General features: G+C 60.6%; 14 protein-coding genes. 6 read left to right on the top strand and 8 right to left on the bottom strand.

Features of this window, described 5'->3' with window-relative positions; all coding sequences use genetic code 11:
• Nucleotides 1–15: 15 nt before the first annotated feature.
• From M6D32_RS07485 to M6D32_RS07475, 3 genes are all read left to right on the top strand, one after another.
• Complete coding sequence (locus M6D32_RS07485) at nucleotides 16–1,215, top strand: transporter substrate-binding domain-containing protein (RefSeq protein ID WP_298254890.1); 1,200 nt, start codon at nucleotides 16–18, stop codon at nucleotides 1,213–1,215.
• Nucleotides 1,216–1,497: 282 nt separating this feature from the next.
• Entirely contained in the window at nucleotides 1,498–2,184 is a 687-nt protein-coding gene (locus M6D32_RS07480; protein WP_298254951.1) for a response regulator transcription factor, read from the top strand.
• 320 nt (nucleotides 2,185–2,504) lie between these two features.
• On the top strand, nucleotides 2,505–3,248 hold the full coding sequence (locus M6D32_RS07475; protein ID WP_298254889.1) for a response regulator transcription factor: 744 nt from the start codon (nucleotides 2,505–2,507) through the stop codon (nucleotides 3,246–3,248).
• A gap of 204 nt (nucleotides 3,249–3,452) precedes the next feature.
• On the opposite strand, the gene M6D32_RS07470 is transcribed toward M6D32_RS07475, so the two are convergent.
• From M6D32_RS07470 to M6D32_RS07455, 4 genes are all read right to left on the bottom strand, one after another.
• Entirely contained in the window at nucleotides 3,453–4,805 is a 1,353-nt protein-coding gene (locus tag M6D32_RS07470) for a hybrid sensor histidine kinase/response regulator (RefSeq protein ID WP_298254888.1), read from the bottom strand.
• Nucleotides 4,802–5,971 (bottom strand): FIST N-terminal domain-containing protein, encoded by a 1,170-nt coding sequence (locus M6D32_RS07465; protein WP_298254887.1) that lies wholly within the window; start codon nucleotides 5,969–5,971, stop codon nucleotides 4,802–4,804. Before M6D32_RS07465 ends, M6D32_RS07470 begins: the two co-directional genes overlap by 4 nt.
• A 217-nt stretch (nucleotides 5,972–6,188) precedes the next feature.
• Entirely contained in the window at nucleotides 6,189–6,584 is a 396-nt protein-coding gene (locus M6D32_RS07460) for a c-type cytochrome (RefSeq protein WP_298254885.1), read from the bottom strand.
• Between the two features lie 233 nt (nucleotides 6,585–6,817).
• On the bottom strand, nucleotides 6,818–7,015 hold the full coding sequence (locus M6D32_RS07455; RefSeq protein WP_298254883.1) for a hypothetical protein: 198 nt from the start codon (nucleotides 7,013–7,015) through the stop codon (nucleotides 6,818–6,820).
• 288 nt (nucleotides 7,016–7,303) lie between these two features.
• On the opposite strand from M6D32_RS07455, the gene M6D32_RS07450 reads away from it, so the two are divergent.
• Complete coding sequence (locus M6D32_RS07450) at nucleotides 7,304–7,690, top strand: septal ring lytic transglycosylase RlpA family protein (RefSeq protein WP_298254881.1); 387 nt, start codon at nucleotides 7,304–7,306, stop codon at nucleotides 7,688–7,690.
• 138 nt (nucleotides 7,691–7,828) lie between these two features.
• Nucleotides 7,829–9,481, top strand: coding sequence for a sulfatase-like hydrolase/transferase (locus M6D32_RS07445; RefSeq protein ID WP_298254879.1), 1,653 nt, complete (start codon nucleotides 7,829–7,831; stop codon nucleotides 9,479–9,481).
• Between the two features lie 217 nt (nucleotides 9,482–9,698).
• Here the strand turns inward: M6D32_RS07445 and M6D32_RS07440 are convergent, their stop codons facing one another.
• Nucleotides 9,699–10,337, bottom strand: a complete 639-nt coding sequence (locus tag M6D32_RS07440; protein ID WP_298254877.1) for a hypothetical protein — start codon at nucleotides 10,335–10,337, stop codon at nucleotides 9,699–9,701.
• Between the two features lie 156 nt (nucleotides 10,338–10,493).
• Complete coding sequence (locus tag M6D32_RS07435; RefSeq protein WP_298254875.1) at nucleotides 10,494–11,345, bottom strand: hypothetical protein; 852 nt, start codon at nucleotides 11,343–11,345, stop codon at nucleotides 10,494–10,496.
• Nucleotides 11,346–11,657: 312 nt separating this feature from the next.
• Here M6D32_RS07435 and M6D32_RS07430 point away from each other — a divergent pair, with 312 nt between their 5' ends.
• The gene (locus M6D32_RS07430; protein WP_298254873.1) at nucleotides 11,658–12,155 is read left to right on the top strand and encodes a Phasin protein; all 498 of its coding nucleotides are present in this window, start codon (nucleotides 11,658–11,660) and stop codon (nucleotides 12,153–12,155) included.
• A gap of 60 nt (nucleotides 12,156–12,215) precedes the next feature.
• Here M6D32_RS07430 and M6D32_RS07425 read toward each other — a convergent pair whose 3' ends face one another.
• The gene (locus M6D32_RS07425; RefSeq protein WP_298254872.1) at nucleotides 12,216–13,913 is read right to left on the bottom strand and encodes a glycosyltransferase family 39 protein; all 1,698 of its coding nucleotides are present in this window, start codon (nucleotides 13,911–13,913) and stop codon (nucleotides 12,216–12,218) included.
• Between the two features lie 579 nt (nucleotides 13,914–14,492).
• A complete protein-coding gene (locus tag M6D32_RS07420; RefSeq protein WP_298254871.1) occupies nucleotides 14,493–17,177 on the bottom strand; it encodes an alpha/beta hydrolase fold domain-containing protein in 2,685 nt (894 codons plus the stop codon).
• Nucleotides 17,178–17,394: the final 217 nt, after the last annotated feature.

The following is a 17,394-nucleotide window of genomic DNA, read 5'->3' as shown; positions in this document are numbered from 1 at the left end:
TGACGGAGGCAGCAAGTGTTGATATTCCGCATGGCCCGCAATGAGACCCGAAGTTCTTCGTGCGATCCTGGGCTTTTGAAGAATATCCGATGGCTGCTGCTCTCCGTGTTCATCGCGGCGCCGGCCTTTGCGGCCGGTGCCGACGAGGTAAAGCCGCTGCGCCTTTGCGCAGATCCTACCAATATGCCGTTTTCGAGCGACAGCCCGGCAAATCAGGGCCTGTATCTGGAAATCGGCCAGGCCGTCGCACGCGAGCTTGGGCGGCCCGTGACTTACAACTGGTACAAATCGTATTTCGGCAAGCGCACGGTGCGGGAAACCCTGCTCAGCAACCGGTGCGACGCCATGGTCGGTCTCCCGCTGGTCGACGACTTCATGGGACCAGCGGTCATCTTCTCAAAACCGATCGCAACAGAAGGATATGGTCTGGTCAGCCTCCCAGGGCGCAAGATCGCGAGTATCGACGATCTCAGGGGGCTGCGAGTTGCTGTTCAGTACGAATCGAGTCCACAAAATCTGCTGGCGCTACATGACGACATTGAGAAGATGACCGTCCTGAGTCCGGACGAGGGCATGAAGGCGCTGGACCAGGGCAAGGTCGACGTCGCCTTCATATGGGCGCCCGTCGCGGGTTGGCTCAACAAGACGGCGTATGGCGATAAATACCAGATCGTCCCGACCGAGGGCGATCATCTGCTTTGGCGGACGGCAATCGGCTTTGCAAAAAATTCAGGCGAATTGCGCGATGCCGTAAATGCCGCGCTTCCCGGCTTGAAGAGTGAGATCGACGGGCTGTTTGCCAAATACGGTGTACCCAACGTTGCGCCAATCAAATTTGGCGCGCTCGACAAGCCCAAGATGACGCTGGCGGCGGCATCGGACCAGTCCGCGACCGCGAGCCGCCCAAGCACCTCCGACAACCGCTCCGAGCGAAAGGCATCCGCAGGCGACGCCAAGGAAGGACGGGAGGTTTTCAACGGCACGTGCGCTCACTGTCACGGGCCGGATGCCATACAGGCCGAGCGCCACATCGACCTGCGTTTGTTGAAGAAGCGCTATGGCGACAACATGCAGGCCACCTTCTGGAAGACCGTCCATGAAGGCAGGCCCTCGAAGGGCATGCCATCATGGAAAGGCATCTTTAGCGACGAAGACCTCAAGAACGTGTATGCCTACCTTCTGACGGTGCAGCAGGATCCCAACTCGACGAACTAGAGCTCCGATTCCGAAGTTCGCAAGCTATTGCGGCCCCTCCGATGCGAACTTCGGAATCAAAGGAGCTCTAGCAACCTATTAATTCTAGCGCGGCTTTGAATTTGAAGTTCCTACAACGAACTCGCGGCGAAACTGATAGGAACTTCAAATTCACCGCACTAGTGGAGGGGATTTGACATTCGCTACCCAACCGGCCGCTGTAAAGGGATGCGAATGTTAGGAGCGGACCACTAATGCTCGCCGTAACGGACCGAGCCAAGCGACACAAGTACAAGGGTCGTCATCATGAGATTTCTGATCATTGATGACCATCCCTTGTTCAGCGAAGCGCTCGGCAGCGCCATCCGGACTTCCCACCGTGATGCCCATATTTTCGAGACGACCTCGATCAAGAGCGCATTGAGCCTCCTTGCGAAGGAGCCGAACATCGATCTGGCGTTGCTCGATCTGCTGTTGCCGGATGTGGTCGGCTTCTCAGGCTTTCAACGGCTCCGCGATCACTATCCCAAGTTGCCGATAGCGATCGTATCGAGCGAGGAAGACAAACGCACCATCCGCGAAGCGCTGGAAATGGGCGCTGTTGGCTATTTGCCAAAATCAACGTCGCTTGGCGAGCTTTCGCAGGCGATTGCCAGGATCCTGAGCGGTTCCATATCGGCGCCCCGTGATCTCGTCGCCACGGGCGCGCTGGAGACGTCGGATGCGGCGCGAACCCTTCGCGAGCGCATCGAGAAACTCACGCCACAGCAAATGCGGGTTCTGCATCTGATTACGCGTGGTTTGCATAACCGGGAGATTGCCGCCGAATTGAACCTCGCAGAGTCGACAGTAAAAGCCCATGTCACCGAGATCTTGCGGAAGCTCAAGCTGTTTAGCCGCAATAAAGCTGTCATTGAAATCGGAAAGATCGCCCTTCCCCTGCCTCAGTGCGCCCAGAGCCGGAAATCAGACAGAGAGAAGTCTTCGTAGCGGTTGGGACGCCTGGATTGCTGCGTTGCAAACCAAGCAAAGCTGCGAGCAGAGGCGGCCCGATGCTAGTGATCCGATTCTAACATTCGCATCCCCCCTCAGCGTCCACATTGCGAATGTTAGAATCATAGGATCACTAGAAATGTTAGATTCTAGTGTAGTTTAGGATTTGACATTCGCTTTCCGGACTCGCGGCTTTGGGGGAGCGAATGTCAAATCCGCTACACTAGACGCGGGACCTATATGCCCCGCCGGTCCTTTGCGATAACTTTTCCGCCGCGATGGCTGTTTTGGCGATGCGGGAAAGGCAGCGACGCTTCATGACGAGGACCCTCGCGGACCAACAGCGGCCAACCGGCGAGGTCAGAGCGCCTCGGCTGCTCATAGTCGAGGACCACCCCCTCTTTCGCGACGCGCTGATCGGCGTCATCGGCCTGACGTTCCCCAATGCCGATATCTTGCAGGCAACCTCGATCGATGGCGCGCTCGACGCCCTGGCCGCGCAAGAGGCCATTGATCTGATCCTGCTCGACCTGTCGATGCCGGGAACGAAGGGACTTCTGGGTGCCTACCGCGTACGGACCGCCGCACCGAAAAGCGCGCTCGCGATCATTTCGGCACATATCGATCCTCGAATCATCGGCAGCGCAATCTCTTTGGGAATCTCCGGCTATATTCCGAAATCGACGCCCAAGGCGGAACTCGCGCAGCTGATCGGCGGTATCCTGAATGGAGCCGTCTGCTTCCCGAAGCGCCTTCGGGATGCGGAGGCCGCAAGAAGGGGCCGTGCCGACGCCCAGAACCTGGTGCGTCAGCTCAACGCCTTGACGTCTCAGCAATTGCGCGTGCTCGACATGGTCTGCCGCGGTTTGCAGAACAAGCACATCGCCTACGAACTCGATATTTCCGTTACCACGGTCAAGGTTCATGTCTCGGAAATCCTGCGCAAGCTCGGCGTGCGCAGCAGGACCGAAGCCATCATCAAGATGTCGCAACTCGATTTTGCGAAATCTGATCTGGCCTCCCCGATGGGCGCCGGGCGGTCAAGCAGCGGCGAGCCCTAGTGCCCACTTTCCGAAGTTCGTGCTCCATCGCAGCACCCACCTTCACGAACTTCGGAAAGTCATGGGCACTAGTAGCGAACTTATTGATTCTAGTACCGCTTTATCGATCTGAAGTCCCTGATCGAATTCGCCGCTTGTGGTGCAGGGACTTCAGATCGGCGGTACTAGCGCAGCAGTGCTCTGCGTGCGGGCGCGGCTTCCGGTTCAGGACAGCAGGAAAGACAGCAGCGCGCGCATTTCGGCCGGCTTGATCGGCTTCTTCAGAAGCTCGTAGCCCAACGCTGAAACGTCATGCGCGGCCTTGGTCGAATAGTCCGCCGTCACAATGATGGCGGGGATTTCAGTCTTGATCTCGCCGCAGATGAGGTCGACGGCTTCCAGGCCCGTTTCGCCATTGTCGAGATGAAGATCCGCAACGATGGCGTCCGGAACGCCATCCAGGGCGCGGATGCGGTCCAGCGCGTCTGCTTTGGAAATGGTCACCGCAACGTCACATCCCCACTTCTCGAGCAGGTTGGCCATCCCTTCGGCGCTTGACAGGTCATTTTCGATCAGAAGGATCTTCGCGCCCTCCATGCCTCCGTACTCATATTCGAGCTCTGCCCGTTCGGGAGCGGCCAGGATCTCGTCCGGCTCGTTCGTGCGCGGAATAGTCACTGAGAACCTCGAGCCCTTGCCAAGGCGCGATTGCAGGCGGATTTCATGGCCGAGCGCGTTGCCGAAGCGCTGCACGATGGAAAGACCAAGCCCGAGTCCGGCGTTGTCGCCTGCGCTGGTTTCGCCACGCTGGAATTCCTTGAAGATAGCTTCGCGCTGCGTTTCCGGGATGCCGGGACCGGTGTCGTGAACCTCGATGCGGATATTGTCGCCCCTGTGCCGGCATCCCATCAGGACGCCCCCACGCTGGGTGTAGCGCAAAGCGTTCGCAAGCAGGTTCTGCAATATGCGCCGCAGCATCAGCGGATCGGATATCACCCTTTCGCAGCTTGGCCTGATCCTCAGCCGCAAATGTCGTTTAGCGGCAACGGACAGGAATTCCTGCTGCAACGGTTCGAACAGCGCCGATATCGCCACTGGCCGAAACTCGGGTTTCAGAACGCCTGCGTCGAGCTTGGAGATGTCGAGCAAGGTTCGCAGCAAGTCCTCAAGGGTCGCGAGCGAACGGTCGATTTGTTCGGTGAACTCCATTCCGCGCGGGCTGGCGACCATTTCGGCAAGCGCCGAGAGCGTCAATCGCGCGGCGTTCAACGGCTGCAAAAGATCGTGCGTGACCGCGATCAACACCGATGATTTCAGCGAGCTTGCCGCCTCCGCCTGCTGCTTGGCCTCGAGCAGGTGTCCGTTGGTTCTCTCCAGCGATTGCAGGACCTGCTTCAGCTGCTGGGTTCTGTCGCGGACTTGCTGGTCAAGGGCGATTGCCGTCTCGAACAGGGAGAAGGCATTGAGCTGCTGATCGGTGGAACGCTCCACCCGCGACATCAGCGCGGCATTGATCTTCTTGAGCTTGGCGACCTCTCGCTCGATCGAGGTGAAACGGTCGACTCCAGGGGCTGTCATGATGCGGGGCTTCGCTTGCCGATGGCGACGCCGGTCAGCGTCTGATTGACATGCATGGAGCGATACTGCTCGCCATACGTCTGGAAGCCGATCACTCTGTTTCGACGATACAACTCGGACATGTCTCGTGCCAATTGATGTTGCTCGAAGTCGAGACGGCGCAGCACACATTCGAACCCTATGAATATCGTAATCTCTCCAAGATCTTCGGTCATTTCGTTCAGCAGCTTGCTGGTCGCCTCGATCGGATCCCGCCCATTGGCCACGGTGAGAACCATGCCCTCATCGACGGCGCAGAAAAAGCGAAGCGAACCATCCGGGTCCATGCGCTGGATCGAGCGTGCGTAGTAGGCGCCGCCGACTCGCACGAGGACGGGATGCGCTGCAAAGGAGAAGGCGTCGAGCTTGGTCTCGCCGATGCCAACGCAGCGGGAGTATTCGAGCGCCGCGGGCTCCGCGTTGATTTCCTTGACGATACGCCGCTCCGTATCTGCTTCGGTGACCACCATTTTGGTCGAAGTGGGTTCGAAATGGTCGCACTTGAAGAGTCGGAAGGGCAGGCGGGTCTTGATCAGGATCAGGACGGCGGCGTCCGTGTGCGCCTTTCCGCCAAAGAAAACCCATGACTTCTCGAAACGCAGGCCGTCGCCCGCTGAACCGCCAACGACGGGGATATCCTCCAGCGCCGCATAGATCGCCGACATGATTGTTTCTTCACGTTGGCACATCCCGTCGATGAACAGCAGGCCGAAGGATTCCTGGCTCGTATCGCAATTGCCCGTGCGGCGAACGAATTCCTGGTGGAGCTCACCGCAAATCGATCTGCCGCTGTCGACGCGAAACGTCGACAGGTCGAGAAAAGGTCGCGCGGCAATGACGAAATCGGCAGCGCTGAAGCCGAGCGCAACAACGCTGTTTTCCTCCCAGCCGCTGAGCGAGAGCTCGCCGGCGGTCGTGCAGCCGAAGACGGGAGCATCCGGCATGCGTCTCGAGAACTCGGCTATGAATGCTTCCGGATCGTAGAACGGGGAAACGAAGACGACGACCATGGCAAGGTTTGTGGCGGCAAATTGTTGCGCAATCGATTGGGCGGCTTCTAGCGGCTCCGCGGTCTTTGCCTGCGCCACGACAATGCTGTCGGTCGCATTGCCTTGCTTCTCCGCCAAAGGCGATCTCCCAGATATCCATTCTCAATTTATCGCGCGCAGGTTCTTACGACCTGCTTGATATTCGACGTTGAGTCAGCTGGCTCTACAATTCGTGCGCATCGTGGAACTGCTACAGTAACCTAAATTATCGGCTGCGGCTCTCCCGTCAATTGCCAGGCACCGACTGGCGGAACCGACGAAGGTAGTACAGTGCTCCATGGCGCCGGTCGGGCCGCTACCTGTTTTGATGACTGATCGCCCAGACATAGGCCGCGACCGCGTCCACATCCGCCGGCGTCAGATCGCCGTCCATCCCCGGCGCGACCGACATGTTGTGAAGAATGGATTTCTTGATCATGGGCATGGTGCCGTCGCTCCATATGAACAGCCCGAGGGTGAGATCGTTGCCGTTTCCCGTTCCCTTGGCATCCCAGCCGTGGCATTCGCTGCATTTGCCGTTTGCGGCCTCGCCATGAAAGATACGGTCACCGAGCACGATCTGCTCCCGCGTGGCACCAAGCGGTACCGGCAGCTTTTCGGCAGGTGGTCTTCGGGTCTGCGCCTCCGAAGCAATCGACCAGGTCGCGCACGCGGTAAGCACGGCGATCATACCAGCAAGACCTCGGGTCATCATCGTTGATCCCTCAACCGCTGACGAAGAGAACGTCAGACGACCATAGCAACTCCGGCGCCGCCTGTCCGTCAGGGCAGTGCCAGCTTCAGGGAGGACCTTAGTCGGATGGCATCGCAGTCCACGAAGGGTCCTGTCCCCTTAGTTGGAACAATCCTTCCCGATCGTGTTGTTCGCGGCGGCTGGCGAGCACAAGATCTACATGGCGCCTGTCAACCAGTTCCGGCGATGGGTCAGTGCAGTTCGATGTCGGCAATGCGCTTGTAGATCCAGGACCGGCCATCGTATCGCCGCCAGACTCTGCCCCAGACCAGCGATCCGTCGATCGATCGGCGCGGCACTGCGACCGTCCAGATATGCCAGACGGCTGACCAGGAAGGGCGGGGCTCATGATCGAAGCCCTCGAATTCGTCCAGTGAAGAAGGTCGCATCGTACAAACCAGTTCAACGAAAAACGAGGCCAGTGCGGCGAAGCAATCGTAAGCGCGGCGCGAGGGCGCGCAACGCAATGTTCGCGTTAGGATTGATGCCGGAGACAAAGGTTAAGTCTGGAACAGCCGGTAGTCTTAATATCGGCTTTTGATTGTCCAGGTTTTGCGGTTGGTTCAAGACACCGGAATGTTTGATGGCTTTATCCCGTTGGTCATAATCGCGACCGTCGTATTATGCATTTTCGCGTTTGCTGCGGACGCGAGTTCTACTTAGTTGCGGAGGCGACAATGCGCCCCTTGTTTTGCATGGCTGGATTGGCGACGGCGCTGTTGATTGCATCGTCACCACAGGCACACAGCCGAGGCTTCGCCTGGTTCTTCGCGCACTCCAAACCTCACGGATCCTGTTCCGGGCAGCAGGTGGTCGCGACGTACTATGTTTCCGGACGGCGAACCGCGACCGGTCAGGCGTTCAATAGCAGTGGGTACACGGCCGCTCATCGCACGTTGCCTTTTGGATCGCAGGTGACGGTTACAAATCCCGAAAACGGCCGGTCTGTCACCGTTGTGATCAACGACCGCGGTCCATTTACGCGCGGGGTCACGCTCGATCTGGCACGCGGCGCGGCGCGTGCGATTGGCATGTACCGAACGCAGTGGGTCTGCATGAGTTGATCGGCCGGCGGGTCAGGCGAGGGGCGGGAATTGGTCCATGGCTGACGGACGACAAGCCCGGGGACGGGGGGATGACCCGCGGCTCAGGGGTCAGAGAGTCGCATTGAAGAAATCGCCAACGCGCGGCATCCTGCCGCGATGACTTTGACTTTAACACTGGCGGCTGCGATCGGTGCGGTCGCGCTGACCGAGGGCAGCATTGAGCACCTGCTCTTTGCCATCGCGGCGCTCCTGCTCAACGCCGCCCTGCTGCTGGTTTTTGTCGCCGATTTCGAGAGGGCCGTCTTGCTGTCCGGCATGCTCGCCGTGGCCATCGCAGGCGCATCGATCGTCAAGTTCAATTACAGCGCCCTCAAGCTCACCGTTTCCGATCTGCCGCTGGCCTTTGCGGGCACCGTCCCGTTTTTTGTATCGCAGTATCCGCGGATGGTGCTGGGCGTTCTGATTGGAGGCGTATCGCTCGCGCTCGCCTCGATTGCGGTTCTGCTCTACGCCGGTGGATCGCCGGTCTCGATCGCATTTCGTATTCTCCTGTTCGGCCTCGCGCTCACTGCGTTCGGGGCGGTCGCCGCGATGAAGGGTGTCCAGTCCTTGCGGCTGAACCTGACGGACCAGCGCTGCTTCTATTCCACCTTCATGGCTTCGCTGCTCCACCCCGCCTCCTGGCGCGATCTCGGCGGCCTCGCACTGAGCGACATCGCAAATGAACCGCTGCCGCTGAAGGAGGCGACGCCGGCACGCTCTAGCGAACGTCCGGACATTATCGTCATTCAGCACGAGTCCATCTTTGACCCGCGCGTCTTTGGACTTCCAGTCGAGCCGATCGTGGAGCATTTCCTGTCGCCGGCCGGTGGTGAATCCGGACGCCTCAACGTCGACATCTTTGGCGGAGGCTCGTGGCAGTCCGAATTCAGCCTGCTCACCGGTCTTTCCAGCGCGAGCTTCGGCTCGAGCGCCTACTATCTCTTCAAGCGAGGCGCCGGCCGTTTCCATTCCAGTCTTCCGCGCTCGTTGGCCTCGCTCGGTTACAAGACGACGCTGACATCGAGCTGTCGCCGCGGCTTCCTCGACTACGATGAGTTTTACGGTTCGATCGGCATCGGCGAGCGCATTTTCATCGACGATTTTCCGCCGCCCTTCGATATCGAGCATTTCGAGACGACAAATTCGGATGCGATGTTCCTGGAGACGGTGATCGATGCGCATGTCCAGCGGATCGCGGACGATCCGGCGCCCCGGTTTCTTTATGTGCTGACCAACTTCAATCACGGCCCGCACAGCCGGCGCCTCGTGCCGGCCGGACGGTTTGACAGCGAGCGGGCGTTTGCGACGGCGAGCTTCGGCGATGCCGGATATGGCGAGTATTACGCGCGGCTTGCGGAAACCGCCTCCACGTGGCGAAAGCTCAGGGCGAGGCTCGCAAGCCAATTTCCGCGGCGCCCGGTTCTGATCGTGCACTATGGCGACCATCAACCGGTGTTGACGAGGCGGATCGGTCGGCAGCTGAAAGCCCCAAGCGATGCGCGGCGGGCGTTTCGTACCTTTTATGCGATCGAGGCTTTGAATATCCCCGGCTTCACGCCCGAACCGGGCGCGGACCTTGATATCGCTTTTCTGGGAACTGTCGCCTTGCAGCGGGCAGGCCTTCCGCTCGATCCCGTATTTGCGACCCGCGCGAGCTTGCTCGACGATTGCCGGGAAGCCTATTTCGCTTCGGCCTCCAGGCGAAAATACCGATTCCATCGCACGCTTGTCGACTTGGGCCTGGTTGAACTGACGGCCGCGCGTTAGCGATTGTCGCAGGGGCCGACGACGCTTAACCGTCGCCCAACCCCAAGCTTGAAGGGCTCAAGCAGCAACGACGGTTGAGCCGTGAAGCCAGAAGATTTGAACGCAATGGCAGGCGGCTCAGGAGAAAAGGTCCTGAATTCAGCCGATCGGCGCCGGTACCAGAGCTCTTGTGGAGAGCGGACGGCGGTCTCCGGCGTTTCAGGTGAACGCGTCGGCGTTAATTCAGCTGCGGTGATCTAGCGAATCTTGTCGCCGGACCTGATGCGGACCTGACGAGCGGCCGGGCGCGGCGAGACCTCACGCGTGGCCGGCCGGGGAGGCTCTTTCGCGTACGTGAAGAAGCCGCATTGCGCAGACCCATCGGTTCAAGCCGAATTTTGATCAATCCGTTACCTGAAAGCTGCCGGGAAGCCGCCAGCGCAGTCAAGGTTGCCTGACGAACTCCCTCAATGGCACGACGGAGTTCGTCGCTGTCGATCTTCGCAGCCGCATAGATTTCCGAAAGCTTGATCAGTTCATGACCAGCCAGGACAATATCCAGGCCACACAGCGCCATCAGGGCGCGTATGGTGGGCTCGCTTTCGGCAAAAGCGAGCAGTTGAGCGCCGAGTTCAGCAAAAGTGCCCTGCGCGTGTCGGACGTTTCGCACGGCCTCATCGTAACAGCGGATCTCCCGGGAACTGACCGCCAACTCCCTCGGTCCCGGCAGCTGCAGGTTACGGAAGGCGAGCATCCGCTCGAGCGCGCGGTTTCGAAGCTGCAAAATCGTCCGTGTCTGTCGGCCGATCAGTTCGACGATAACCTGGCCGATAAAGAAGGCGGCAGGAATCGTAATCAGGCAGACATACCACTGCATGTCGCTCCCCAATCGCGGCTTGCCGGATCAATCAACCCTAACGGATCGTTACTCACAAGGGTGAATCGGTCGTCGGCGCTCGGCCGTTGCTGACTTGGTTAACGGCAGCCGTGACTTGGAGGCGTCGTCGAGGTCTTGATGTCAATCAGTCGCCCGTTAGCGTTTGCTCACGGCGATGTTCGGAATGTAGTGGCAGGGGTCGGATGGATTGACGTAGCCGAGATCGAATTCAATCACGTCGCCCTCGTTCACCGCGAATCCGGCAGGAAGCACCACCGCGAGCTTATGCGCGCCGCGCAATGTCTCGACGATGACCTGCTGGCTTTTCAGGTAGTGTGGATTCATATGCCGGTCCAACACGAGTTGGCTCGTTCGGATCAAGGCGAGCCCCTGAGCCTCGGTGGCAAACTCAACCACCTTCGCCTGGTACCGGTTCGTTTCCGTCGGTGACAACAGCTTCGCCTTGAGGCCGCATTCGAGCTTCTCCTCCTTGATGGCCGTCAACTCGTCTTCGCCCGGCTCGCTTGCCGTTGTTTGCGGTGGTGCGGGGCCGACGGGCGCCAGGTTCGTCGCCTCGGAGGCAGCGGCCGCCGCACCGGCGGCGGCCTCGCCATCAGCCGGCGGTTGAGGAACTCCCACCGGACCCGAATTCGGATCGCCGCCATCGTGTCCCGGCTGCTTCGGCTGATCGGCGCCGTTGACGTTCAGCTTCGCAACAGGCGCCTTGGCCCGCTTTTCGACATCGGCCACGGGAGGAAGGCTCGGCGGAGGATTGTTCTGCTCGTTCGGCGCGGAATCCGGAGGTGGCGGAGCCTGCGCGTTCGGCTTCTCCATCACGATCCCAACCGGGATTGCGACGACGGCGGAGGCCGGTACGATCCGCTCGAACGCCCCGAAGATCAGAAGCAAGGTAATGATGACATGGCCCGCAATCGCCAATCCATAGCCCATGCGGACGGCGCTGGATTCCCGTCGAAGGAATTGCTGCAACCGCCCCATTACCGTCATCGCGTCAATCGGAAACTGCCTGGACCGGGCCCGTTCTACCCCGGGCATGCCCAGGGCTTCAAGAAGGCTTCAACAAGGCCTCAACCAGCGGGGCTGAGCCGGAATCCGGCGATACCACGCTTGCGTTGGCGCGAAACCAGCTGCACCGTCGGAATTTCGTCAATGGCGAAGCGGACTAAGGCTGGGGCGATCCTCGACAAATATGCGCTGAATCTAATCTTGGTGCGGTGGAACTTTCGGAACGTTGCACGCCACAGCCTATTGTCTCTGTAGCGACCTTTTGGCCGACCTCCTCATTCCGTGGAGTCTCAATTGAGCAAACATAAGCCGGCAATGGCGTCAAGGCACGCCCACAGCCCGAAAATAGCCGCGAAGGCCCAACAGGCCGCTCAAGCAATTGTTAGAAGCCCGAAAGACAACCGTCTGCGCTCGGCTGGGGCAGGCCCGACTGAATCGCCGCCCCCGACTGAATCGCCGCCGAAGCCTCGTAACGACCCACCACAAGAGTCTGTCCTTGTCGAGAATCCGGCGACACCCTTGGAAGATGACAGCAAACAGACGACGACCGACAACGATACAAGGAAAGGAACTAATTTTTCCCTGGCCACGGCAAACGTCCAAGCTTATCAAGCCAAGCTACTCGAAATGGCTCTGGCCAACATGCAATTGGCTTTTGAATTTTCTCACAGGCTTGCGACCGTCAGGTCGCCCCTTGAATTTCCCAGTGTCATTGCAGAATTCACAAGCAAGCGGGTCGCCATGTTTCGCAAGCATTCGACGGAGCTGGCCGAATTAAGTATCAAGCGGTGAAGGGGCCGAGACCAAGGGTTGGGCAAGGGATGCGATGAACGCGACCGGCGAAGACCAATTTTACCGCGTAACGGCGGCTACGGGCCCGCTGAGTGGCCGGTGGTCCTTGATGGTGGCGATGACGACGCCGAGCCGTTTCACGGTGCCGATGACCCTGCCGTCGAGAGCGCGATCGCAGTTCATGTGGGTGGGCGCGATGAAGAACTGGTAGCGGTCCCATCGCGGCGCAAAGTGCAGTTCCGGCAGCGTGACCGCCTTCTCGAACGCGAGGCGTACGCCGCACACCGCGACCGCATAGCTTTGCGGCTGGTGGCCCGGTTCGGCATGATCCGTACGCCGAATATAGGCTTCGAGTTGATGGATCGCTTCGGGCATGCTGTTGAACCAATAGTCCGTGGCATAGCGCCGCGAAGCGCCCTGCAGCCCTCCCACCAGCGGGTTGTAGAAGAGATATTCATCGGGGTGTAGCTCGACCAGCGTCACTGCGTTCCACGCGAAGCAGGCGCTGATGGCGGCGAGGCTGGCGACCGCCACCGCGCGACTGCGCGTGGCAAGCGCGGCCACCGCCGCATCCAGGCCAACGCCCGCAAGCGCCGCCAGCGCGGGGATCACGAACAGGAAATGGCGAAGTCCGGTGAAAGCCGGGCCGTCCAAGATCACCTGGCAGGCCAGCGGAAAAATCACCGCCAGGCCGATCAGGGCAATGTCTCTTTGCCGTGCCGGCGTCGCGGCGGTCGCCAGGCTCGATTTCATCGCGAAAGCCAGGCCCAGAACCGCGCCGAACAGCATCAGCAGCGGTACACGGATTGCAATGTAGGTCGGTACGTAGAGCCGCGGCACGTGCGCCATCTCGTAAACCTTGCCGTCGAGGACGGTTTGGATGTCGTAATGAAATTGCGAGAACGCGAGCAGGCCCCGGATCGGGTTGAGCGGCGCCAATGCCGCCCATGGCCAGGCCAGGAGCATGAGGACATAGGCAAGGAGAAGCCCCGGCAGCATCCGCAGCGAAGATCGAAGTACAAAACGCCAGTGTGCGCGAGCGCGACCGAGCCACGGCCGCGGCAAGCAAAGGATAATCGCCAGGCCGGCATAGATGAAAAGCAGGAGACCCAGGCTTCGCATGCCGAGCGCCGCCCCGGCCAACAGGCCGAACGCCACGACATGGCCGGCGCGGGGCTTTGGCAGAGAATGCGCGATGCGGATCAGGAACAGTATCGCGCCCATCATCGCCGCGGCAAACGGGACGTCCTTTGTGTGATTGAACATCGTGCCGTACCAGGCGCCGCAGACGCTCAAGGCAATCGCGGCGATAAACCCCGCGCGCGGGCCCGCGATCAGGCGCGCGGTGAGAGCGGCAGCGCCGATCCCGCCGACGCCGATCAGGGCGCAGAGGATGTGGCGCAGGGCATACGGCTCGATCGGGAGGAAGTGGCTGAGACCGACGGCGACGATATCGAACAGCCCGCCATAGAGATAAAGGTTCTCGAAATTGAATACGCTGCGGTCGCGGAAGCCGCTGGCATAGTAGCGGAGGATCAGTTCGCCGTAGTGATGTTGCACCGGCTCGTCGTTGGAAACCGCATAATCCCTGAAAGTCAGGAACGCGAGGACCACGAGAGCCGCGACGAGGATAACGGTGGCGAAATCATAGCCGTCAAAGCGACTGAACCATCTCATCGCCTGGCGCGAGGACGAAACCGTTCCACTGCCGGGAATCCGTTCCTCGGGAGGCCTCGTTTCGATGCTGGTGTCGGTCATTTCATGAAGGCGGGTCTGTCAACTGAACAGCTTGATGTCCGCGGCGTTGCGCGCCTGCGATCATTGCAGGCACAAAACGGTAAGCACAGCGCAACGATGACGGCAATTCCCAAAGAGACCAATTATGCCTCTAGTGATCCGATTCTAACATTCGCATCCCCCCTCGGCGCCCACTTTGCGAATGTTAGAATCACAGGATCACTAGAAATATTTGATTCTAGTGTAGTTTAGGATTTGACATTCGCTTTCCGGACCTCGCGGCTTGGGGGAGCGAATGTAAAATCCACTACACTAGTGCGGCGAATTTGAAGTTCCTATCAGTTTCGCCGTGAATTCGTTATAGGAACTTCAAATTCAAAGCCGCTACTCAAATCAGTAAGTTGCTAGAGCTCCTTTGATTCCGAAGTTCGCATCGGAGGGGCCGCAATAGCTTGCGAACTTCGGAATCGGAGCTCTAGTCGCTCGCACGAAGCGTGCCGTTCATGGCAAGTCCGGCCGGACCTTCCTCCGGTCATCGAAGGTGCGCGGCGCAGCAAATCACGTGAAGTCGCCCGCCTCGCGGCGGACGACTCGTGCGCCCTATCCCGCAGCCGCATTGATGTCGAACGGCGCGGCAGGCCGCCTTGTTCGTGTGCTCTCGTCGCGCTGCTTGGGCAGCCCCGCGAAGCCGCGGAGCGCTTCGGCCATTTGCGCACGGCCGGGGGCGCCCGTAATCACCACATCGACCATTGTGAAGGACGAGTGGAAGTGGCCGGCCGCCTTGAGCTGTTCGACCGGTACGCCGGCCTTTGCCAGCGCGTCGCCATAGGCGATGCCCTCGTCGCGCAGCGGATCGAACTCGGATGTCGCGATGAACGCGGGCGGCAGGCCCTTGAGCTCGCCGCGGAGCGGCGACGCGCGCGGATCGATCCGGTCGGCGGGCGAACAGTAGAGGTCCCAGAACCAGAACATCAGGCCGCGAGTCAGGAAGTAGCCGGTCGCGTTGTCCGTGTAGGATGGGCGGTCGTAAGTGCAGTCCGTGACCGGGTTGACCAGCAACTGCCCCGCGATCTCAGGACCGCCACGGGCTTTCGCGAGCTGGCAGGTGACCGCCGCGATATTGCCTCCCGCGCTCCAGCCCGCAACCAGCACCGGGCCGGGCCTCCCGCCGAGATCGGCCGCATGCTCGGCGATCCAGCGCGTCGCCGCATAGCCGTCCTCTGCCGCGGCCGGGAAACGATGCTCAGGCGCATGACGATAGCCGACGCTGACGAAGATCATGTCGGTGCGCCGGCACATGTCGCGGCAGAACGGATCGTCGGACAATTCGTCGCCCAGCACCCAGCCGCCGCCATGGAAATAGACCACGATCGGATGCGGCCCCGGCGTCGCCGGCCGATAGAGGCGATATGGCAAGAGGCCGTCGGCCCCCTGCAGCACGCCCTCGCCGACTTCCCCAATCGGCCTGCCGGCCGGCCTCGCTTTGTTGAACTCAGCGACGAAGGCGCGCGCACCCGCGGCGCCCATGGTCTCGATCGGCGGCAGGTTCATCTCCGCCAGCATGTTCAACACCAGCCGTACGTCCGGTTGCAGGCGAACGATTTCACCGTCGTTGCGCTGCCCGGCAACATCAGGGCCGGTGAGCCTGAAGCCGAGCATACCGCGACCGACGATCTCGTTGCAGATGCTGCGATAAGGTCCGACGCCGCCGGTATAAGGCATCACGCCCCACGCTTTGCCCGGGACGTTGGCGCCCGTGTACCAGGTGTTGGCGAGCCGATGCAGCGTCAGCATGGCGCAATCGGCCATGTGCCGTGCCCAGCCGGTTTGCGCCGCTTCAGTCGCCTCGATGGTTGTAAGGCCGGCTTCGCGCATTGCGACCAGCCGGTCGACGACCCAGTCGATGTGCTGTTCGATCGATACCGCCATGTTCGACAGCACCGATGGGCTGCCGGGGCCAGTGATCATGAACAGGTTGGGGAAGCCTGCGACCGTGAGGCCAAGATAGGTCTGCGGGCCATTGGCCCAGACTTCGGCGAGCGGCTTGCCGCCGCGGCCCGTGATCGGATGCACCGCGAGGATTGCACCTGTCATCGCATCGAACCCGGTGGCAAATACGATGACATCCAGATCGAAGCTGCGCTTGTCGGTGGTGATGCCGGAGCCCGTGATCGCCTTGATCGGTTCCTGCCGGAGATTGACCAGCGTGACATTGGGACGGTTATAGGTGGCGTAGTAATTGGTATCGAGGCAGGGCCGCTTGGCGCCGAACGGATGGTCGTGCGGACTGAGCGCAGCTGCCGTCTCGGGATCCTTGACGACGCTTCTGATCTTTTCGCGGACAAGATCGGCGACGCGGGCATTGCCATCGAGATCCGCCCCCTGGTCGGCCCAGAGCTGCGTCAGGATATAGACCAGATCGCCCTTGCCCCACGCGGTATCAAAGCGCTCGCGGCGTTCGGCATCGCTGAGCTGCCAACTCACGGAGGTCTGTTGTGGCCATGGCACGCCCGCAAGCGACCACCGGGCCTGCTCCCGGTAGGCCGCGCGGTCGCCCTTCAGCAGGGCGATGCGGTCCGCGGGCGCCGGACCATTATGCGCCGGCAAAGCAAAATTCGGCGTACGCTGAAACACGGTGAGCTGCGCGGCCTGTTCTGCGATCAGCGGGATCGCCTGGATGCCTGAAGATCCCGTGCCGATCACGCCGACGCGCTTGCCCTTGAGGTCAACGCCGTCATGCGGCCAGCGGCCGGTGAAATATATCTCGCCCTTGAACTCCTTGACTCCCTCGACCTCCGGCGGTTTCGGCGCCGAGAGACAGCCGGTCGCCATCACATAGAAGCGACAGGAAACGCCTGGACCGTTGTTGGTCGTCAATAGCCAGCGACCCGCGGCCTCGTCCCATGTCGCGGCGGCCACCTTGGTGCGAAAGCGGATGTCACGGCGCAGATCGTACCGGTCGGCGACGAAGCCGAGATAGCGCAGGATTTCCGGCTGGGTTGCGTATTTCTCCGACCAGGTCCAGGCGGTCTCGAGCTCCGGATCAAACGTATAGCTGTAGTCGATGGTCTGGATGTCGCAGCGCGCGCCGGGATAGCGGTTCCAGTACCAGGTGCCGCCGACGTCGCCGGCCTCGTCGAGCCCCACCGCCGTGAAGCCTGCCTTGCGAAGGCGATGCAGCGCATAAAGGCCGGCGAAGCCGGCACCGATCACCGCGACATCGACATGTTGTGTCGCGCCTGGATTGTTGGTTTCCGAGGCACGTGCAACCGCTGCGTCTTGCATGGCATTCCTCCCGTGCGTTTTATTTTGGTCACAGGCTATGCCCGCGCGCCGGACTTGTCATCAGGACAATGCAACCTCTGTCAGTAGCGCGTGATCTGTCGCCTGTTTGTAGCTCGTGAAGTGTCGTGTTTTTAGTGCCCTGGAACAAAGGGGGCACGATGGGCACGGCATCCATTCACGAGGGTGTACGACGGATGCGGTTTTCAAGTTTGCTGGA

Origin of the sequence: Bradyrhizobium sp., assembly GCF_027307225.1 — a bacterium.
Classification (GTDB): domain Bacteria; phylum Pseudomonadota; class Alphaproteobacteria; order Rhizobiales; family Xanthobacteraceae; genus Bradyrhizobium.
The sequence above is the reverse complement of the archived record's forward strand: the minus strand, read 5'-3'. Positions and strand labels throughout refer to the sequence as shown.